Genomic DNA, 17060 nt, shown 5'->3' with positions numbered 1-17060 from the left:
TACGCATGTCGATATGGTCCTGCGCCGGACAAAGTGGGCGCGAATGGGCAGTGTGCCGTAAAGGCGTTAATTTGAAATTTCGATGGCGAAGTTTTCGATCACGGTATTGGCGAGGAGCTTTTCGCACATCGCTGTGATCTGGGAACGCGCGGCCTCGATGTCGGTTCCTTCGAGGACGAGATCGAAGACCTTGCCCTGGCGGACAGAACCGATGCCGCCGAAGCCGAGACCGGCAAGGGCGCCTTCAATGGCCTGACCCTGAGGATCGAGAACGCCGTTCTTGAGCGTGACTGTGACGCGCGCTTTCATCAGATCGATTCCCGAAACTACTGGACGAGGCGCGGACCGGTGGTCAGCGCATTGTCGTTTTCAACGAGGATGCCGAGGCGCTGGGCCACTTCGCGGTAATTCTCGATCAGGCCGCCGAGATTTTCGCGGAAGCGATCCTTGTCCATCTTGTTGCGGGTCTTGATGTCCCACAGACGGCAATTGTCGGGGCTGATCTCATCGGCCAGCACGATGCGCATCAGATCGCCCTCATAGAGGCGACCGACTTCGATCTTGAAATCAACGAGCTGGATGCCGACGCCCATGAACAGGCCGGTGAGGAAATCGTTGATGCGGACCGCTAGGCTCATGATGTCATCAAGCTCGGCGGGATTGGCCCAGCCGAAAGCGGTGATGTGCTCTTCGGAAACCATCGGGTCGCCCAGCGCATCGTCCTTGTAGCAGAATTCGATGATCGAGCGGGGCAGGCGCGTGCCGGGCTCGAGGCCCAGCCGCTTGGCCAGCGAGCCGGCAGCGTAATTGCGCACGATGATTTCGAGCGGGATGATCTCGACTTCCTTGATCAACTGCTCGCGCATGTTCATGCGGCGCAGGAAATGGGTCGGGATGCCCAGATCGTTGAGCTTGGAAAAGATGAACTCGGAAATGCGGTTGTTCAGCACGCCCTTGCCATCGATCACTTCATGGCGGGCGCCGTTGCCGGCGGTGGCGTCGTCCTTGAAGTATTGAACCAGAGTGCCGGGCTCCGGACCCTCGAACAGGATCTTAGCCTTGCCCTCATAGATTTTACGTCTACGGTTCATCTCGAATCCGATGCCCTGATGTGATGGGGGAAGTTCGGGCGCTTCATGCGCCAGAACTGAGCCAAAAAGCAAGGGCTTTTCCTGCCGGTCCCGGCGCAGGGCATGCGGTCGCAGGGGATGCGCCGCAATTGATTTGACGGCAAAGACCGCTTATGTCCAAGGCGATTGCCGGTTAGGCGGCGACATAAAGCCATTTGGGAGAGACCATGAGCCAGTTTGAAGATCGGCAGAAGGGCCAGGAAGCCAAGTTTGCCTTCGACGCCGAGAAGAAATTCAAGGCCGAGGCGCGCCGCAACAAGCTGCTGGGCATCTGGGCTGCCGAATTGCTGGGGCTCACGGGTGACGCGGCCAATGCCTATGCGGCCGAAGTGGTGGCGTCCGATTTCGCCAAGCCCGGCGACGAAGACGTCTTCGAGAAGGTCTCGGGCGACCTCAAGGCCAAGGGCGTGTCTGTCGAGGACTCCGCCCTCCGCGCCAAGATGGTGCAATTGGCCGCTCTGGCCAATGAACAGGTGGCCTCGGAAGGCTGATTTCAGTCATTTCGATGAATTTTCGGGGGAGTCGGCCTTGCCGGCTCCCTTTGCTTTTGCACCGGCAGCGATCAGCCGATGTCGATGCTCGTCACGTCATGGGCGGTGCCGTTCATTTTCCAGTGCACCGTCACTTTCTGGCCGACTGTCACATCGGGCGCCTTGTAGCCGATGGGCAGATAAAACCAGGTGCCGTCCTCAAGCTCTAGCGAGCGGGCGCCGGAATTGAAGAATTTCACCGTGCCGGTGGCAGTCTGCTCCGCGGCGGTGGAGGCTGCGGGCGTCGGGGATGCCGCGAATGCCGCTCCGGGGGCGACGGCAAGCAGGGCGATGAAGGCGGGTACGAGATATTTGCGCATGGTGATGTCTCCCATGAGACTGCGCGGGCCGGTCGGGCCCATCAGAACCGGTTTTCGGGGGTCGTCGCGTCGCGAATGCCTTGCGGATCCGCCGGCGGCTCCAAACCAGCGCGCCCGGTTTAGGCGCGCCGGACGGCGTTCTCAAGTTAACAAGATTTAATTCCGAACATGGCGGAAACGCCGCAATTTCCGACACTTGCGGCGATATTTCGACAAATTTCCGGCGGCCGGATCAGAGCCGCTGCATCATCCGCGTAAACATCAGCAGCCCTTCGGGCCAGGGGCCGTGGCCGGACTGAATGTTGATATGGCCGGCATCTCCGGCATTGTGGAAATCCGAGCCCCAGGCGCCGGCCAGATCGGCGCCGCGCTCGAGCGAACAATGGGGATCGCTGGCCGAGGCGACGAGCAGCGACGGGAAGGGCAGGGGATCGCGCGGAACCGGCAGGAAATCCAGCAGCGCGTCGGGCGCGCCAATGCGTTCAAGGTCGGGCGGGACCACGAGGAAGGCGCCGCGCACCTTGCCATCGGCAAGACGCGGCGCGGCCTGCGCCAGGGCGATGCAGCCGAGCGAATGGGCCACCAGCACCACGGGCTGCGTGGCGAGGTCCACCGCCGCGACAATGGTGTCTGCCCAGTCGTCGGGATCGGGCTCGACCCATTCGGCCTGCTCGACCATGGCGGCGGTGCGCATTTTCTCGGCCCAGCGCGCCTGCCAATGGCCGGGCAGGGAATTGCCCAGACCCGGCAATATCAGGATGTCCGCCTCGGCAATCCTCATGCGCCGAAAACCCGGGCGAAGATCGTGTCGACATGCTTCAAGTGATAGGCGTCATCGAACATGGCGTCGATTTGTTCGTCGCTCAGAGTCACTTGCGGGTCGTCTTTAAGATTTTGCGCAAAGAGGCCGGTGCGGTCGCCGCGATGCTCCCAGACCTTCATGGCGTTGCGCTGGACGGCGGCATAGCTGTCTTCGCGGCTATAGCCGGCCTGGGTCAGCGCCAGCAGCATGCGCTGCGAATTGTGCAGGCCGCCGAGCAGGTCGAGATTCTTGCGCATGTTCTCGGGATAGACCACCAGCTTGTCGATGACGCCGGTGAGGCGGGCCAGAGCGAAGTCGAGGGTGATGGTGGCGTCGGGGCCGATCATGCGCTCGACCGAGGAATGGGAAATGTCGCGCTCGTGCCAGAGGGCCACGTTTTCCAGCGCGGGAGTGACCATGCCGCGCACCAGACGCGCGAGGCCGGTGAGGTTTTCCGTCAGCACCGGATTGCGCTTGTGCGGCATGGCCGAGGAGCCCTTCTGGCCCGGGGAGAAATATTCCTCGGCTTCGAGCACTTCGGTGCGCTGCAAATGACGGATTTCAACGGCGACGCGCTCGATGGACGAGGCGATGACGCCCAACGTGGCAAAGAACATGGCATGGCGGTCGCGCGGGATGACCTGGGTCGAGACCGGCTCGATGGAAAGGCCCAGCTTTTCAGCGACATATTCTTCAACCGATGGGTCGATATTGGCGAAAGTGCCGATAGCGCCGGAAATGGCGGCGGTGGCGATTTCGTCGCGGGCGGCGACCAGACGGGCGCGGTTGCGGGAAAACTCGGCATAGGCCTCGGCGAGCTTGACGCCGAATGTGGTCGGCTCGGCGTGGATGCCATGGCTGCGGCCAATGGTGATGGTGTTCTTGTGTTCGTAGGCGCGCTTCTTGAGCGCGGCAAGTAGCGCATCGATATCGGCGAGCAGGATGTCGGCAGCGTCGCGCAACTGCACCGAAAGCGTGGTGTCGAGAATATCCGACGAGGTCATGCCCTGATGGACGAAGCGCGCATCCGGCCCCACGATCTCTGAAAGATGGGTGAGAAAGGCGATGACGTCATGTTTGGTGGTGCGCTCGATTTCGTCGATGCGCTCGACATCGAAGCCGTAATCGCCCAGCTCGGCCTTGCGGGCATTCATCACGTCCCAGATCTTTTCGGCGCTCTCCTTGGGGACGACGCCCAGTTCCGCGAGCTTGGACGTGGCATGCGCCTCGATCTCGAACCAGATGGCAAAGCGGCTTTCCGCCGACCAGTTTGCAACCATTTCGGGACGGGAATAGCGCGGAATCATAGGTTTAGCCTTGATTGGTCAGAGTTTGATTCATGAGGGCGGCATGGCCTGCGCATCGGGCGGGCCGGCGTGCCTTGACTGTGCCGCCTTCACTACAGCGCCAAGGCCATGAGGGCCAGCCCCAAGAGGGCGCGCTGGTGGCGCCTGGGCTGTGAAGGATGGCATTTTAACGTTTCGGTTAGGTCGTCGTTCAACGACTCGCGGCAGATCAGGACCATGTTTCTGGAACGTCGCACCGCTGCCCGCATCGCCGTCAATACGAGAGCCATCGTCGTATGGGGCAATGACCTGTGCCGCGCCTTTGCCGTCATCCTCGACCTGTCGAGCGGAGGATTGCGCATCCGTCTCGACCGTGAGGCGGAAATCGGCGAGGAGGGCTATATCCTCTTCGACAACAGGATGGAGCCTTTCCGCCTGGTCTGGAGAGCCAGCCGGTCAGCCGGCCTGCAATTCCTCATGCCGGAGGAGGGGTAGGGGACAGGGGGCGCTGGTTTCCCATTTTAGCGTCATTGCCAGGCTTGTCCGGGGCAATCCAGATTGTCGAACCTTGGCATGGACCACCCGGATGAACCGGGTGGTGACGTTGGGGAGGGAGCGGTTTCAGGTGCTGAAAGGGGGAGGGGCGGTTTAAACGCGGGGAAAGGCGAGGGCCTGATTGGAAGGTCGAGCCGCAATTTCTCATGCCGGGGGACGGGTAGGGGACAGGGGGCGCGGGTTTGCCGGGTATTTCCTATGCGTCGTCATTGGCCGGCTCGTCCGGGCAATCCAGCTTGACGGTCCGCAACATGGACCACCCGGATGAACCGGGTGGTGACGTTGGGGAGGGGGCGGTTTCAGGGGCTGAAAGGGGGAGGGGCGGTTTGAAGGCTGGGAAGGTTGTGGGCGGTCAGGCGCGCAGGGAGGTTGCGGCGTCGCGGATGGCTTTGATGCGGGGCCCGTAGGTGGCCGGATCGTTGCCGCCATAGACGGCGGAGCCCGCGACCAGCACATTAGCGCCGGCGGCGACGATGTCGTTTGCATTGGCGGCAGTGACGCCACCATCGACTTCGAGGTCGATGTCGCGTCCGCCGATTAGGGCCCTGGCCTGCCGAATCTTGTTGAGACTTTCGGGAATGAAGTTCTGGCCGCCAAAGCCGGGATTGACGCTCATGACCAGCACCAGATCGCAATCGTCGATCACGTGCTGGATGGCCGAAACCGGGGTGGCCGGATTGAGGGCCACGCCAGCCTTCTTGCCCATTGCGCGAATGGCCTGGAGAGAGCGGTGCAGATGGGGGCCGGCTTCGGCATGGACGGTGATGATGTCGGCTCCGGCAGCGGCGAAATCGGCCAGATAGGCATCGGTGGGAGCGATCATCAGATGGACGTCGAACACCTTGTCGGTGACGCCGCGCACCGCTTTCATCACCGGGGCGCCGAACGAGATATTGGGCACGAAATGACCGTCCATCACATCAATATGGATGTAGTCGGCCCCGGCATCGACGATGTCTTTCACTTCCTGGCCCAGCCGGGCAAAGTCAGCGGAGAGAATGGAGGGGGCGATGCGAAGCGGACGGTTGGACATGGACGGACCCTGCCGGAATAGGAAAAAGGCTGCTGTTGCTATAGGGCGGGGCCGGTGAGGCGACAAGGGCACGCATGAACCGGTGACGGGCGGCGCGACTGCTGTTGGGAGCGCTTGCCGCTCACGTGTCCGCGATGCGACGCTGCGGCTCATTGCTTTGCCCATGGCAGGCGCTACACAGGGGCCAGCTAAGGAGCGTCGAAAAGTGGAATTTTCCCTGCCTCTGGTTATCGGTGCGGGCGTGCTGAGTTTCCTCAGCCCCTGCGTATTGCCGCTGGTGCCGCCTTATCTCACCTATATGAGCGGGGCGAGCTATGACCAATTGCGCGACGAATCCGCCAGTGTCGGCGGGCGGCTGCAATTGCGCGTTGCCTTCACCTCCATCTTCTTCATTCTCGGCTTCACCGTGGTTTTCGTGGCCCTGGGCGCAACCGCAACCGCCTTCGGGCAGGTGTTCCGGCAAATCCTGCCGATTCTGACGCCCATTGCCGGGGTGGTCATCATTGCCATGGGCCTGCACTTTCTGGGGGTGTACCGGATCGGCATTCTCGACCGGCAAATCCGCCATAGCGGGCCGGGCGTCGCTTCGGGGCCGCTGGGCGGGTTTCTGCTCGGGCTGGCCTTCGCCATCGGCTGGACGCCCTGTATCGGGCCGGTTCTGGCCGCCATTTTGTCCGTGGCTGCCAGCCGCGACACCGCCTGGGAAGGGGCTTCGCTGCTCGGGCTCTATTCGCTCGGCCTCGGCATTCCGTTTTTCCTCGCCGGGATCGCGGTTGGGCCGTTTCTCACCTTCTTCCAGGGCTTCAAGAAGCATCTGGGCGTGGTCGAGAAGGTCATGGGCGGCCTGCTGGTGGTGACCGGCATCCTGTTCCTGACCGGCAATTTCACGCGCATATCCTATTGGTTCCTCGAAACCTTCCCGGTGCTCGCAACCTTCGGATAGACCTGAAGACCGCATTAACCGTCGCGTGAATTTCCTCGGGTCGGCCGGGAATTGGCGGGGGATGTTCAGCGCTGCTTTACCCTCCGGCGCAATGGTGGCGTCAACTTCCAATCCGGAGCATTGGGGCGTGGACGCAAACAGCCATTCGTTTGGCGACATGATCGGCGGCATTGCGCAAGCGATGCCTCACGACGCTTCGGCGCTGCGCGATCGCATCCGGGTCCGGGTGACGAATCGGATCGAGGAGGTGGAGGCGGATTGGCGGCTGCTCACCGATAGCGCCATCGAATCGCCCGGCCAGAGCTACGATTTCATTCGCCTCTGGGTCGCCAACCGCAATATTCCCGAATCGGCGCAATTCTATGCGCTTGGCGAGGTGGATGGGCAGGTCGTCGCCATCCTGCCGCTGCATCGCAAAAGCGTCTGGGGCATCAAGGTTTTTACCTGGTTTCCGGGCTCCAATGCAGGCTGTTATGCGCCGGTGGTCGATGCGGCGCGGGTCGCTGCGCTTGGTCCGGACGGGCGGGCGGCATTGTGGAGCGCCATGTTCGGGCAATTGTCGGGGGCAGGGCTGGTCTATATGCGTTCGATACCGCGCGATATCGATGCCTATCCGGGACTTTTCGATGAATTGGGTACGGCGCTCGACACCGAGACTTTGTACCGCGCGCAATTTTCCTCCTGGCAGCAATGCGACGCCGAGCAGCGCAGCCGCTCGCGCCGCAAGCATGACCGGCAGCAGGGCGAGCGACTAGCGGCAATGGGCGATGTGAGCTTTGCCGAAGTGAGCGATGCGACGGCGGGCCGCGACATCATCGACATCATGTTCCAGCAGCGTTCCGAGCGGTTCAAGGCGCAGGGCATCCGCGATTGTTTCGTTGAAGACGGACTCATCGGCTTTTATCAGGCCGCAATGGAGCCTAGTTCGGGGCTGGATGTGCGACTGCATGTGCTGCGTCTCGACGGGGCGGTGGTCGCGGTGCGCTACAATATCGTCCATGACGATCGCATGTTCTGCCTCATTTCCTCGATGAGCGAGTGCGCGCAGATACAGGCCGGCTCGCCGGGCAAGCAATGCCTGTTGCGGGTGATGCAGAGCGTGTTCGAGGCGGGTTTCGCGGTTTTCGACATGGGCGCCGGCTATACCGATGAAAAGCGGCATTGGTGCAATGTGCAGACCGGGCTGCGCCATCATTATGTGAGCCTGACGGCCATGGGCGAGGTGGTCGTGGAGGCGCATCAGGCCTGGCAGCGCCTGCGGCTATGGGGCAAGGCCAATCCGGCGGTGCGCGATGGGTTGCGGGGCCTGCGGCACTTCCGCGAAAAGCTGCGCAATGGCCGCCCTTCAGATGAGCTTTAGGCCGCGCAAAGAGGCGTGACCGGACTTGCCGATAATGATGTGGTCATGCAGGGCGATGCCGAGCGGCTTGGCGATGTCGGCGATTTCCCGGGTCATGCGCACATCGGCAGATGACGGGGCCGGGTCGCCCGATGGATGGTTGTGCACCAGGATCAGCGCCGTCGCTGACAGTTCCAGCGTGCGGCGGATCACTTCGCGCGGATAGACCGGGGTGTGATCGACCGTGCCGGTCTGCTGCACCTCGTCGGCGATCAGGCGGTTCTTCTTGTCGAGAAACAGGATGCGGAACTGCTCGATGGTTTCATAGGCCATCTGGCTGCGGCAATAATCGATCAATTGCGACCACGAGGCGAGAATCGGCTGTTCGCGGTCGATCTGGTCCCGGCCATAGCGCTGGGCGGCGGCCTGGATGACCTTGAGATTGGTGATTGATGTCGGACCCAATCCCTTGATCTCGCCCAGGCGGGTCGGGGAGGCGCCGAGGACCGCCGAGAACGAGCCGAAATGGGCCAGCAAATCCTTGGCCAGTGCCTTGGTGTCGCGCTGGGGTAGGAGGATGTGCAGCAGCAATTCGAGCAATTCGTAATCGGCCAGCGCATCGCCGCCAATGGTGTTGAAGCGCTCGCGGGCGCGTTCGCGATGGCCGAGATAGTGCGGCTTCACCGCTTCTTCCATGCCTTTGTCGCTGACGCCCGGCTTTTTGCTCACGCGCCCGCCCGGCTGGCCAGCGGATTGAACAGGCCGGTGGGCGAGAGGGTGAAAATCTCGCAGCCGGTTTCGGTGATGCCGATGGAATGCTCGCATTGGGAGGAAAGCGTGCGGTCGCGCGTTACCGCGGTCCAGCCATCGGAGAGGATTTTGACGTGGGGCCGCCCCAGATTGATCATCGGCTCGATGGTGAAGATCATGCCCGGCTTGAGGGGAACGCCGGTGCCGGGCGTGCCGAAATGCAGGATATTGGGCTCGTCGTGGAACAGCCGCCCCAGGCCATGGCCGACGAAATCGCGCACCACGCTCATGCGTTCGGCTTCGGCGATGGTCTGGATGGCCGCGCCAATATCGCCGGTCGTGTTGCCGGGTCTGGCGGCGGCAATGCCTGCATCCAGACATTGATAGGTGATCTCGATCAGCCGCTCGGACTTGCGGGAAATTTCGCCGACCGGATACATGCGGCTCGAATCGCCGTGCCAGCCATCCACCACCAGCGTCAGGTCGATATTGACGATGTCGCCCTCGCGCAGCGGGCGCTGGTCGGGAATGCCGTGGCAGACGACATGATTGATCGAAGTGCACAGGGAATGGCGATAGCCCTTGTAGAAGATGGTCGCGGGGACGGCGCCATTGTCGCGCGCAAATTCATAGGCAATCTGGTCGATCCGGGCGGTGGTGACGCCGGGCTGGGCATATTCGGTCAGGATGTCCAGCGCCTGCGCGGTCAGCGCGCCGGCCTTGCGCATGCCCTCGAAACCTTCCGCGCCATGGAGGGGAATGACCCCATGGGTGCGGCGGGCTGTGCTGGTTGCATCGACATAAGTGATCATGAATTGTCTCCTGCCCTGCAAGTTAGGGGTTTACCCGGGCATTTGGAAGGCCGATCGGCGGCTTGACTCGGCTTTGCGCGACAAGGCATCCAGAGAAAGCTCCTGGAGCGGGATTTCGCTTCGTTGAATCGAAATTCGGCTCTATGTCCTTGTTTGTCGTGCGGTCGAACCGGAAAAGCCTGCAACTTTTCCTGACCACACTTTTGCGGACCCAAAAGCATGACCCAGCCAGACAATCGCGTCACCGCCGGAATGATCGTCATTGGCGATGAAATCCTTTCGGGCCGTACCAAGGACGTCAATATCGGCGCCGTCGCCGATTTCTGCACCGATCTGGGCATCGACCTGATCGAAGTGCGCGTGGTCGCCGACGAGATGGACGCCATTGTCGAGGCGGTGAATGCGCTGCGCCCCCGCTGCACCTATGTATTCACCACGGGCGGCATCGGCCCCACCCATGACGACATCACCGCCGACGCAATTGCAAATGCGTTCGGGGTGGCGCTGCCGATCAATGCGCAGGCGCGCGCCATGCTCGAAGCGCGCTGGCAGCAGACCGGCACCGAGGTCAACGAAGCCCGGCTGCGCATGGCGCGGATTCCCGAAGGGGCTGATCTCATCGTCAATTCGGTGAGCGCGGCGCCGGGTTTCCGCATGGAGAATGTCCATGTCATGGCCGGCGTGCCGGTGATCATGCGCGCCATGCTCGAAGCACTGGCGCCGACACTCAAGGGCGGCAAGAAGGTAATGTCGGTGACCGTCAAGGCGGCGGTCGGCGAGGGAACATTGGGCGGGCCGCTGGCGGCGCTGCAGGAGCAATATCCGGATGTCAAAATGGGCTCCTATCCGCAGATGGGGCAGAACCGGGTGATGACCGAATTGGTGCTGCGCTCCTCTGACCCGGCGCGGCTGGAAGAGGCAGCGGGTAAAGTGCGCGAAATGGTCACCGGCGCGCATCGCAAAGCCGGCATTGCCCTGCCGGACGATGCCTATTGAGAGCCATTTAAGGCGAATGCCACGAAATCGCCCGCGCGGAATTGGCGCGGGCTCCTTGTTTTGCTAAGCACTCACCCTTCAACGAATAGCGCGCTCGGCAGGAGAGCAGGTTTTGAGCACAAGTAACCAGAAGTCCTTTCCCGTCACCTGGGATCAGTTCCATCGTGACAGCCGCGCGCTGGCCTGGCGCCTGACGGGCCTCGGTCCGTTCGACGCGGTGGTCGCCATTGCCCGTGGCGGGCTGGTGCCGGCCGCCATCGTGGCGCGCGAACTCAATATCCGCACCGTGGAAACGGTGGCGGTCAAGAGTTATGACCACCAGAACCAGAGCGGCATCAAGGTGCTCAAGGAAATCACGCCCGAGATTCTCGAATTGGCCAAGAATGGCGGCAAGGTCTTGATCGTCGATGATCTGGTCGATACCGGCAACACCGCCCGCGTCGTCCGCGAAATGCTGCCCGGCGCGCATTTTGCCACCGTCTATGCCAAGCCCAAGGGCCGCGAGATGGTCGACACCTTCATCACCGAGGTGAGCCAGGATACCTGGATCTTCTTCCCCTGGGATCTGGACGTCGCCTATGTCGCACCGATCTCGGGCGGCACGGACTGAGTTTCAGGTTTGCGGGCGTGGTGAAATGGTAGACACAAGGGACTTAAAATCCCTCGCCGATAGGCATGCGGGTTCGAGCCCCGCCGCCCGCACCATAAACTGGAAGACCACATGATCGAACGCATCGAAACCGGCATTGCCCCATCTTCCGCGCCGATCAATGACGCGGTGCGCGCCGGCAAGCAGGTGTGGCTGGTGGCCATTGCCGAAGACCCGGCGACCGGGGAGATCGTCAGCGGCGGAATCGAGGCGCAGGCGCGGCGCTGCATCGAAAACCTGGACATTGCCATCAGGGCGGCCGGCGGCACGCTGGCCAATCTGGTCATGGTGCAGATCTTTCTCATCGATAGCGCCGATGCGCCGGGGATGAATGCGGTCTATCGCGAATTCTTCACCAGCCAGCCTTTTCCGGTGCGGGCGACAGTGGTGGTCAAGGAATTGCTGGCCAAGGGCCTCAGGATCGAAATCACGGCGCAGGGGGTGTTGGACTGATGCTGCTCAAGCGCGATCTTCTCGAAGACATCAAGGCCGGCAAGGTGGACCTGATTTTCCGGCGCTGGAACCGTCCGAGCGTGAAGGCTGGCGGTACGCTGAAAACCAAGGTGGGTTTGCTGGCGATCAAGGCCATTACCGACATGAGCCCCGACGCGGTGACCGAGGCCGAAGCGCAGCGCGCCGGGTTCAGGGATGTCGCCGATTTCAGGCGCTGGCTCGATACGATGAAAGAGGGCGCGCTCTTCCAGCGGATCGAAGTCGGCTATATCGTGGAAGAATAGCGCGGCGGTGGGCGCCCTCTCGAGATGGATTGCCCGGACGAGCCGGGCAATGACGAAGGAGGGGCGGGGCTTGGGGGCCTTGGCCCGCGAGTCGGCTCCGCATTGGGCCAGGGCGCTGTGTTTGCCACTTCGCCGTTACCGCGAGGCTTGTGGGAGCGAGCGGGTCTCTCAAGATGGATTGCCCGGACGAGCCGGCAATGACGATGGGGAGAGGGTTCGGGAGCGTCAGGACGGGCTGCCGGGAAAACTAGAACGGCACCGGGGCGCGGAAGGTCATGAATTCCTTCGTTGTCGGATGGGTGAAGCCCAGTTCGGCGGCGTGAAGCTGGAGACGGCTGGCGGCGTTCATGTCGTCGCCTTCGGCATAAAATGCATCGCCCAGAATCACATGGCCGAGGGCCTTCATGTGAACGCGTAGCTGATGGGTGCGCCCGGTCAGCGGCACGAGCTTGAGGCGCGTGGCCTTTTCTTCGCGCTCGATGACTTCCCAGCGGGTCTGGGAGGGGCGGCCGTGATCGTAGTCCACTTTCTGGCGTGGCTTGTTCAGCCAATCGGTGGCCAGCGGCAGATCGATGAGGCCGCTATCCTGCTCGACGATGCCCGACACGCGCGCCACATAATGCTTGGTGGTCTTGCGGTGTTCGAACTGGCTGCCGATGAAGCCATGGGCCGGCTTGTTCAGCGCCAGAACCAATATGCCGGACGTGTCCTTGTCCAGCCGGTGGCACATGCCGGCGGTGGGCCATTGCTGGCGGGCGCGATATTCGATGCAATCCCACAGGCTGGGGTCTTTACCCGGCACACTCAGCAGGCCGGACTGCTTGTCCACCACCAGAATATCGTCATCGACATGGATGACGTTGAGATAGGGATCAGTCGGCGGAAAGTAGTCGAGCAATGTGGGCATGGGACCGGGCATGAGGCCCTGTAGCAGAGACTTGCCGGTTTGACCAAGAGCGGAACGCTGGCGCCTGCCGGACCACCGCCTTATGATCAGCGCATGGAAACGGCGATTTTCGATACGGCGCTGGGGGCCTTCGGCATTGGCTGGACCGACAAGGGGCTGGCGCGGGTGTTGTTGCCCGGCGACGACGAGGCGGCGATGCGCGAGGGGCTCGGTCGCGGCGGGGGAGTTCCGGGCGAGCCGACCCGCGCCATTTCGGCGCTGATGGACCGGATCGAGGATTATGCCGAGGGTGAGCAGGTGGAGTTTTTCGACGTTGCGGTCGACCTTTCCGGTGTGCCGGATTTCCACCGCCGCGCCTATGATCTGCTATTGCAGGTGAAGTGGGGCGAGACGCTGACCTATGGCGAACTGGCGCGCCTGCTCGGGGACGTCAACCTGTCGCGCGCCGTGGGGCAGGCGATGGGCGCCAATCCCATTCCGCTGATCATTCCCTGCCATCGGGTTCTGGCCAGCAATGGCAAGCCGGGCGGGTTTTCGGCGCCGGGCGGGGCGCTGTCGAAGGTGAAGATGCTGGCGCTGGAGGGCGTCGTGGTGGGCGTGCCGGCGGGCCAGATGAATTTCGGATTTTGAATGATGGGCGTCGAGATCGAACGCAAATTCCTGGTGCTGGGGGACGATTGGCGGCTGGCGGCGCGGAACAGCGTGGCGATGCGGCAGGGCTATCTCTCCACCCATGCCAAGGCCAATGTGCGCATCCGCATCATCGACGATGAAAGGGCTTTGCTCACCCTCAAGGGGCCGGTCAGCGGCATCAGCCGGGCCGAGTTCGAATATGAAGTGCCCATGGCCGATGCTCGGACCCTGCTGGACATGGCGCGGCCCGACGTGGTCGAGAAACGTCGGTATTTCGTCCCCGATGGCGGGCTCGTCTGGGAGGTGGACGTGTTCGAAGGCGCGCATGCCGGATTGGTGATGGCGGAAATCGAGCTGGAGCGCGCCGATCAGGCCCTGAACCTGCCCTCATGGGTGGGACGAGAGGTGAGCCATGACGACCGCTATGCCAATGCCAGCCTCGCCCGCAATCCCGGCATTCCCGCTATTGACCCTGACGCGGCGTGAGGGCCTAGCGAGCATTCCTGCGGAGGATGCGGGAAGATGAAGACCTATTCCGTCAAGGACCTGGCCCGACTGGCGGGCGTGTCGGTGCGCACATTGCACCATTATGACGAGATCGGTCTGCTCAAGCCCGCATTCACCGGTGAGAACCGCTATCGCTATTACGGGGAAGATGAATTGCTGCGCTTGCAGCAAATCCTCATCCATCGGGAAATGGACATTCCGCTGGCTGAAATCGGTGCCATCCTCGATGCGCCCGGTTTCGACCGGCTGGAGGCGCTGCAAGCTCAGCGTCTGCGTCTGGAAGACATGGCGAAGCGCTATGCCGGAATGGTGAGGACGATCGACCGCACGATCGCCCATCTCAAAGGAGAGCGTGAAATGCAGGATAAAGAGCTGTATTCGGGCCTGGTCTCGCCCGAAAAGCAGGCCGAATATGAGGCCTGGCTGATCGATAATCATGGCGCCTGGATGGAGCCGGAAATCGAGCGGAGCCGCAAGGTCGTGGGCGGAATGAGCGCGGACGAGCGCACCGCGCATATGGACGAACTCAAGGCCATCGAGCACGCATTGGCCGAGGGGCTTCGCCGTGGGCTACCGCCGCAGGCAGCGGCGCTCGAGCCGCTGATCGAGCGGCACCGGCGGTGGGTGGCGGCGTCATGGGGGCGTGACTGTCCGCCGGACGCTTACGCGACGCTGGCGGGCATTTATGAGCATCCCGATTTTCGCGCCCGCTATGAGACGATCCATGCCGGTTTTGCCGATTACCTGATCGCGGCGATGAAGGCCTGGGCTCGAAGGCAGCGTGAATAGGGGCGGTTCAAGGCGGGCAGGCCGAACAATGCGTTCACCCGCGAAGTTTGACTTCGATCATGGCAGACCGCCGCCGGATGTCCCACATCAACGGGACAACACAGGAGGTCCATATGATCAAGGATTTTGCAGGCAAGGTCGCTTTCGTAACGGGCGCCGCTTCCGGCATCGGTGAAGCTGTCGCCAAACAGCTCGCCGAGCGCGGCGCCAAGGTCGTTGTCGCCGATCTCAAGTTCGACGCCGCACAGAAGGTTGTCGATGCGATCAAGGGCGCTGGTGGGGAAGCCGCCGCCGTGGCGGTCGATGTCGGGCAGGCCGATGCCGTGGAAAGCGCGGTGCAGTTCGCCATCGATACGTTTGGCAAGCTCGATCTGGCCGTCAACAATGCCGGTATCGGCGGCGTTTCGGCGCCGCTGGGCGATTATTCCTTCGACGACTGGCACAAGGTGATCGACGTCAATCTGCACTCGGTCTTTTATTCGATGAAGTACGAGATCGCCGCCATGCTGAAGGCGGGGGGCGGGGCCATCGTCAACATGGCCTCCATTCTCGGCTCCGTCGCCTTCCCCAATGCGCCGGCCTATGTCGCGGCCAAGCACGGCGTGGTCGGCATGACCAAATCGGCGGCGCTAGATTATGCCAAGAAGGGCATTCGCGTGACCGCCGTCGGCCCCGGCTTCATCGATACGCCGCTCCTGGCCGCGGTGCCGAAAGAGGCCTATGACGGGCTGACCTCGATCCACCCGATCGGCAGGCTGGGCAAGGCGGACGAGGTGGCGGCGCTGACGCTGTTCCTGCTCTCGGACGCGGCATCCAATATTACCGGCTCCTACCATCTGGTGGATGGCGGCTTCACGGCGCAATAGGCGACTTGCGTGGGGAGCTTCCGGCTTGTCCTCGGAAGCTCCCGGCTATTGCCAGCGCTTGAAGGTCTTGAGATGGCCGAGCGCGCCGGTGACGGTGCGCACGATCTTGTCGACGCTGTCGGTGACCGGCACCGGCAACACATTTTCCGTCGCCGGGTCGGGTATTTCGAGCGTCGCGAACTGGCTGTCGAGCAGGCTGGTCGGCATGTAGTCGTGGCTGCGCCGGGCCATGCGTTCGGCGATGATCTCTTTCGAGCCGTCGAGATAAACGAACAGAACCGGCTCGCCCGCCTGTTCGATGATGAAATCTCGATAGGCTTTTTTCAGCGCCGAACAGGCACCCACCGCAACACCTTTTTTCGCCGATGCCGCCACCAGGGCGGCACTCAGGGAAGCCAGCCAGGGCCAGCGGTCTTCGTCGGTTAGCGCTATGCCGGCGCGCATTTTCTCGACATTGGCCTCGGGGTGATATTTGTCCCCATCGAGAAAGGGCGCGTGCAGCACCCGGCCGATGGCGGCGCCGATAGTGGATTTGCCGGAGGAGGATACCCCCATCACGATGATGATGCGGGCGGGCTCAGACCGTGGCTGTAAAGGCGCCATCGACATAAAGAATGTGTCCATTGACAAAGCGGGAAGCGTCGGAGGCGAGGAAGATTGCGGCGCCGCCCAATTCCTCGGGAGCGCCCCAGCGCCCCATCGGAGTACGGCTGGCGATCCAGGCATTGAATTTCTCGTCGCGAAGCAGCGCCTCGTTCATCTCGGTGGCGAAATAGCCGGGGGCGATGCCATTGACGTTGAGACCGTGTCTCGCCCAATCCACCGCCATGCCGCGCGTGAGATTGGCCACGGCGCCCTTGGTGGCGGCATAGGGCGCGATTGAGGGGCGGGAGAGTTCGGCCAGCAGCGAGCAGATATTGATGATTTTGCCGCGACCGCGCGCAATCATCTGCCGCGCCACGGGCTGGGAGACGTTGAACACCGAGGTGAGATTGGTGCTGACGATCTGGTCGAATTTTTCCGGCGGAAAGGCTTCCAGCGCGCTGCGGAACTGCATGCCCGCATTGTTGACGAGAATGTCGATGGGGCCAATTTCGTCTTCGATATGGGCGATGGCGTCATTGATGCTGTCGCGGCTGGTGACGTCGAAGGCGACGGCGCGCACTGCATGACCCTGTTCGGCCAGATCGGCGGCAGCGTTGCCCAAGGCCGCGCTGTCGCGGCCATTGAGCACGATGGCGGCACCGGCCTCCGCCAAGGCTTTCGCCATGGCAAAGCCGAGGCCGCGGCTGGAGCCGGTCACCAGCGCCAAACGCCCGGTGAGATCGAATGGAGACCTGATGGCGATGGCAGCCACTCCCTTTTGTGTCTGAACTTGTTAGTTTAGCGGACAGGCGCGCGCAAGTTTGTGATGAAACTTCCATACAAGACTGTGGGCCGGGGCGAAAACTATGCTTTGGCCCTTCCTTCAAGCGC

Annotated in this window: 23 protein-coding genes and 1 tRNA gene; 13 read left to right on the top strand and 11 right to left on the bottom strand. The window is 62.4% G+C overall.

Features of this window, described 5'->3' with window-relative positions:
- Positions 1-66: 66 nt before the first annotated feature.
- Together purS and purC are read right to left on the bottom strand one after the other, a co-directional pair.
- A complete protein-coding gene (gene purS, locus H0482_RS03105; RefSeq protein ID WP_193729077.1) occupies positions 67-312 on the bottom strand; it encodes a phosphoribosylformylglycinamidine synthase subunit PurS in 246 nt (81 codons plus the stop codon).
- Between the two features lie 14 nt (positions 313-326).
- Entirely contained in the window at positions 327-1091 is a 765-nt protein-coding gene (gene purC, locus H0482_RS03100; protein ID WP_193728538.1) for a phosphoribosylaminoimidazolesuccinocarboxamide synthase, read from the bottom strand.
- 206 nt (positions 1092-1297) lie between these two features.
- On the opposite strand from purC, the gene H0482_RS03095 reads away from it, so the two are divergent.
- Positions 1298-1621: a DUF1476 domain-containing protein gene (locus tag H0482_RS03095; RefSeq protein WP_193728537.1), complete on the top strand. Its 324-nt coding sequence runs from the start codon at positions 1298-1300 to the stop codon at positions 1619-1621.
- Between the two features lie 71 nt (positions 1622-1692).
- Here the strand turns inward: H0482_RS03095 and H0482_RS03090 are convergent, their stop codons facing one another.
- The 3 genes from H0482_RS03090 to purB form a co-directional block, all read right to left on the bottom strand.
- Positions 1693-1980, bottom strand: a complete 288-nt coding sequence (locus H0482_RS03090; RefSeq protein ID WP_193728536.1) for a DUF1344 domain-containing protein — start codon at positions 1978-1980, stop codon at positions 1693-1695.
- 232 nt (positions 1981-2212) lie between these two features.
- The gene (locus H0482_RS03085) at positions 2213-2761 is read right to left on the bottom strand and encodes an RBBP9/YdeN family alpha/beta hydrolase (protein ID WP_193728535.1); all 549 of its coding nucleotides are present in this window, start codon (positions 2759-2761) and stop codon (positions 2213-2215) included.
- Positions 2758-4089, bottom strand: a complete 1332-nt coding sequence (gene purB / locus H0482_RS03080; protein ID WP_193728534.1) for an adenylosuccinate lyase — start codon at positions 4087-4089, stop codon at positions 2758-2760. Before purB ends, H0482_RS03085 begins: the two co-directional genes overlap by 4 nt.
- Positions 4090-4305: 216 nt before the next feature.
- Between purB and H0482_RS03075 the strand changes: the two genes are divergently transcribed.
- Entirely contained in the window at positions 4306-4563 is a 258-nt protein-coding gene (locus H0482_RS03075) for a PilZ domain-containing protein (RefSeq protein ID WP_193728533.1), read from the top strand.
- Between the two features lie 412 nt (positions 4564-4975).
- On the opposite strand, the gene rpe is transcribed toward H0482_RS03075, so the two are convergent.
- Positions 4976-5656 carry a ribulose-phosphate 3-epimerase gene (rpe, locus tag H0482_RS03070; RefSeq protein WP_193728532.1) on the bottom strand — a complete coding sequence of 227 codons (681 nt, stop codon included), beginning with the start codon at positions 5654-5656 and terminating at the stop codon, positions 4976-4978.
- A gap of 205 nt (positions 5657-5861) precedes the next feature.
- Here rpe and H0482_RS03065 point away from each other — a divergent pair, with 205 nt between their 5' ends.
- Positions 5862-6599, top strand: a complete 738-nt coding sequence (locus H0482_RS03065) for a cytochrome c biogenesis CcdA family protein (RefSeq protein WP_330998179.1) — start codon at positions 5862-5864, stop codon at positions 6597-6599.
- 127 nt (positions 6600-6726) lie between these two features.
- Positions 6727-7959, top strand: a complete 1233-nt coding sequence (locus H0482_RS16860) for a GNAT family N-acetyltransferase (RefSeq protein ID WP_193728530.1) — start codon at positions 6727-6729, stop codon at positions 7957-7959.
- On the opposite strand, the gene radC is transcribed toward H0482_RS16860, so the two are convergent.
- Together radC and map are read right to left on the bottom strand one after the other, a co-directional pair.
- A complete protein-coding gene (gene radC / locus H0482_RS03055; protein ID WP_193729076.1) occupies positions 7945-8634 on the bottom strand; it encodes a RadC family protein in 690 nt (229 codons plus the stop codon). The two genes, H0482_RS16860 and radC, sit on opposite strands and share 15 nt — an antisense overlap.
- Positions 8635-8663: 29 nt before the next feature.
- A complete protein-coding gene (gene map / locus H0482_RS03050) occupies positions 8664-9500 on the bottom strand; it encodes a type I methionyl aminopeptidase (RefSeq protein ID WP_193728529.1) in 837 nt (278 codons plus the stop codon).
- A gap of 219 nt (positions 9501-9719) precedes the next feature.
- Here map and H0482_RS03045 point away from each other — a divergent pair, with 219 nt between their 5' ends.
- The 5 genes from H0482_RS03045 to H0482_RS03025 all read left to right on the top strand — a co-directional run bounded on the left by H0482_RS03045 (position 9720) and on the right by H0482_RS03025 (position 11882).
- Positions 9720-10496: a competence/damage-inducible protein A gene (locus H0482_RS03045; RefSeq protein ID WP_193728528.1), complete on the top strand. Its 777-nt coding sequence runs from the start codon at positions 9720-9722 to the stop codon at positions 10494-10496.
- Positions 10497-10608: 112 nt separating this feature from the next.
- Positions 10609-11106, top strand: a complete 498-nt coding sequence (gpt, locus tag H0482_RS03040; protein WP_193728527.1) for a xanthine phosphoribosyltransferase — start codon at positions 10609-10611, stop codon at positions 11104-11106.
- An 11-nt stretch (positions 11107-11117) separates the two neighbouring features.
- A tRNA-Leu gene (locus H0482_RS03035) sits at positions 11118-11201 on the top strand.
- Between the two features lie 16 nt (positions 11202-11217).
- Positions 11218-11598 carry a RidA family protein gene (locus tag H0482_RS03030; RefSeq protein WP_193728526.1) on the top strand — a complete coding sequence of 127 codons (381 nt, stop codon included), beginning with the start codon at positions 11218-11220 and terminating at the stop codon, positions 11596-11598.
- A complete protein-coding gene (locus tag H0482_RS03025; RefSeq protein ID WP_193728525.1) occupies positions 11598-11882 on the top strand; it encodes an ASCH domain-containing protein in 285 nt (94 codons plus the stop codon). Before H0482_RS03030 ends, H0482_RS03025 begins: the two co-directional genes overlap by 1 nt.
- 247 nt (positions 11883-12129) lie before the next feature.
- On the opposite strand, the gene H0482_RS03020 is transcribed toward H0482_RS03025, so the two are convergent.
- A complete protein-coding gene (locus tag H0482_RS03020; RefSeq protein WP_193728524.1) occupies positions 12130-12801 on the bottom strand; it encodes an RluA family pseudouridine synthase in 672 nt (223 codons plus the stop codon).
- Positions 12802-12828: 27 nt separating this feature from the next.
- Here H0482_RS03020 and H0482_RS03015 point away from each other — a divergent pair, with 27 nt between their 5' ends.
- From H0482_RS03015 to H0482_RS03000, 4 genes are all read left to right on the top strand, one after another.
- A complete protein-coding gene (locus H0482_RS03015; RefSeq protein WP_230989422.1) occupies positions 12829-13419 on the top strand; it encodes a methylated-DNA--[protein]-cysteine S-methyltransferase in 591 nt (196 codons plus the stop codon).
- Positions 13420-13908 (top strand): CYTH domain-containing protein, encoded by a 489-nt coding sequence (locus H0482_RS03010; protein WP_407925679.1) that lies wholly within the window; start codon positions 13420-13422, stop codon positions 13906-13908. It abuts the gene before it with no gap.
- A gap of 36 nt (positions 13909-13944) precedes the next feature.
- Positions 13945-14718: a MerR family transcriptional regulator gene (locus tag H0482_RS03005; protein WP_193728523.1), complete on the top strand. Its 774-nt coding sequence runs from the start codon at positions 13945-13947 to the stop codon at positions 14716-14718.
- Between the two features lie 113 nt (positions 14719-14831).
- Positions 14832-15584 (top strand): SDR family NAD(P)-dependent oxidoreductase, encoded by a 753-nt coding sequence (locus H0482_RS03000; RefSeq protein ID WP_193728522.1) that lies wholly within the window; start codon positions 14832-14834, stop codon positions 15582-15584.
- 45 nt (positions 15585-15629) lie between these two features.
- On the opposite strand, the gene H0482_RS02995 is transcribed toward H0482_RS03000, so the two are convergent.
- Both H0482_RS02995 and H0482_RS02990 read right to left on the bottom strand, forming a co-directional pair.
- Complete coding sequence (locus H0482_RS02995; RefSeq protein ID WP_193728521.1) at positions 15630-16193, bottom strand: gluconokinase; 564 nt, start codon at positions 16191-16193, stop codon at positions 15630-15632.
- Positions 16162-16941 (bottom strand): glucose 1-dehydrogenase, encoded by a 780-nt coding sequence (locus H0482_RS02990; protein WP_407925678.1) that lies wholly within the window; start codon positions 16939-16941, stop codon positions 16162-16164. The genes H0482_RS02995 and H0482_RS02990 overlap by 32 nt, the downstream gene beginning before the upstream one ends.
- Positions 16942-17060: the final 119 nt, after the last annotated feature.

The organism is Devosia faecipullorum (assembly GCF_015158295.1).
Lineage (GTDB): Bacteria > Pseudomonadota > Alphaproteobacteria > Rhizobiales > Devosiaceae > Devosia > Devosia faecipullorum.
Note: the sequence above shows the minus strand (reverse complement) of the source record. Positions and strands in the feature narration are given on the sequence as shown.

Excerpts from the sequence above, each read along its gene's own strand:
- purC (WP_193728538.1), bottom strand. The coding sequence starts at position 1,091 with ATGAACCGTAGACGTAAAATCTATGAGGGCAAGGCTAAGATCCTGTTC.
- H0482_RS03095 (WP_193728537.1), top strand. The coding sequence starts at position 1,298 with ATGAGCCAGTTTGAAGATCGGCAGAAGGGCCAGGAAGCCAAGTTTGCC.
- H0482_RS03090 (WP_193728536.1), bottom strand. The coding sequence starts at position 1,980 with ATGCGCAAATATCTCGTACCCGCCTTCATCGCCCTGCTTGCCGTCGCC.
- H0482_RS03085 (WP_193728535.1), bottom strand. The coding sequence starts at position 2,761 with ATGAGGATTGCCGAGGCGGACATCCTGATATTGCCGGGTCTGGGCAAT.
- purB (WP_193728534.1), bottom strand. The coding sequence starts at position 4,089 with ATGATTCCGCGCTATTCCCGTCCCGAAATGGTTGCAAACTGGTCGGCG.
- H0482_RS03075 (WP_193728533.1), top strand. The coding sequence starts at position 4,306 with ATGTTTCTGGAACGTCGCACCGCTGCCCGCATCGCCGTCAATACGAGA.
- rpe (WP_193728532.1), bottom strand. The coding sequence starts at position 5,656 with ATGTCCAACCGTCCGCTTCGCATCGCCCCCTCCATTCTCTCCGCTGAC.
- radC (WP_193729076.1), bottom strand. The coding sequence starts at position 8,634 with ATGGAAGAAGCGGTGAAGCCGCACTATCTCGGCCATCGCGAACGCGCC.
- map (WP_193728529.1), bottom strand. The coding sequence starts at position 9,500 with ATGATCACTTATGTCGATGCAACCAGCACAGCCCGCCGCACCCATGGG.
- H0482_RS03045 (WP_193728528.1), top strand. The coding sequence starts at position 9,720 with ATGACCCAGCCAGACAATCGCGTCACCGCCGGAATGATCGTCATTGGC.
- H0482_RS03030 (WP_193728526.1), top strand. The coding sequence starts at position 11,218 with ATGATCGAACGCATCGAAACCGGCATTGCCCCATCTTCCGCGCCGATC.
- H0482_RS03025 (WP_193728525.1), top strand. The coding sequence starts at position 11,598 with ATGCTGCTCAAGCGCGATCTTCTCGAAGACATCAAGGCCGGCAAGGTG.
- H0482_RS03020 (WP_193728524.1), bottom strand. The coding sequence starts at position 12,801 with ATGCCCGGTCCCATGCCCACATTGCTCGACTACTTTCCGCCGACTGAT.
- H0482_RS03010 (WP_407925679.1), top strand. The coding sequence starts at position 13,420 with ATGATGGGCGTCGAGATCGAACGCAAATTCCTGGTGCTGGGGGACGAT.
- H0482_RS03005 (WP_193728523.1), top strand. The coding sequence starts at position 13,945 with ATGAAGACCTATTCCGTCAAGGACCTGGCCCGACTGGCGGGCGTGTCG.
- H0482_RS03000 (WP_193728522.1), top strand. The coding sequence starts at position 14,832 with ATGATCAAGGATTTTGCAGGCAAGGTCGCTTTCGTAACGGGCGCCGCT.
- H0482_RS02995 (WP_193728521.1), bottom strand. The coding sequence starts at position 16,193 with ATGTCGATGGCGCCTTTACAGCCACGGTCTGAGCCCGCCCGCATCATC.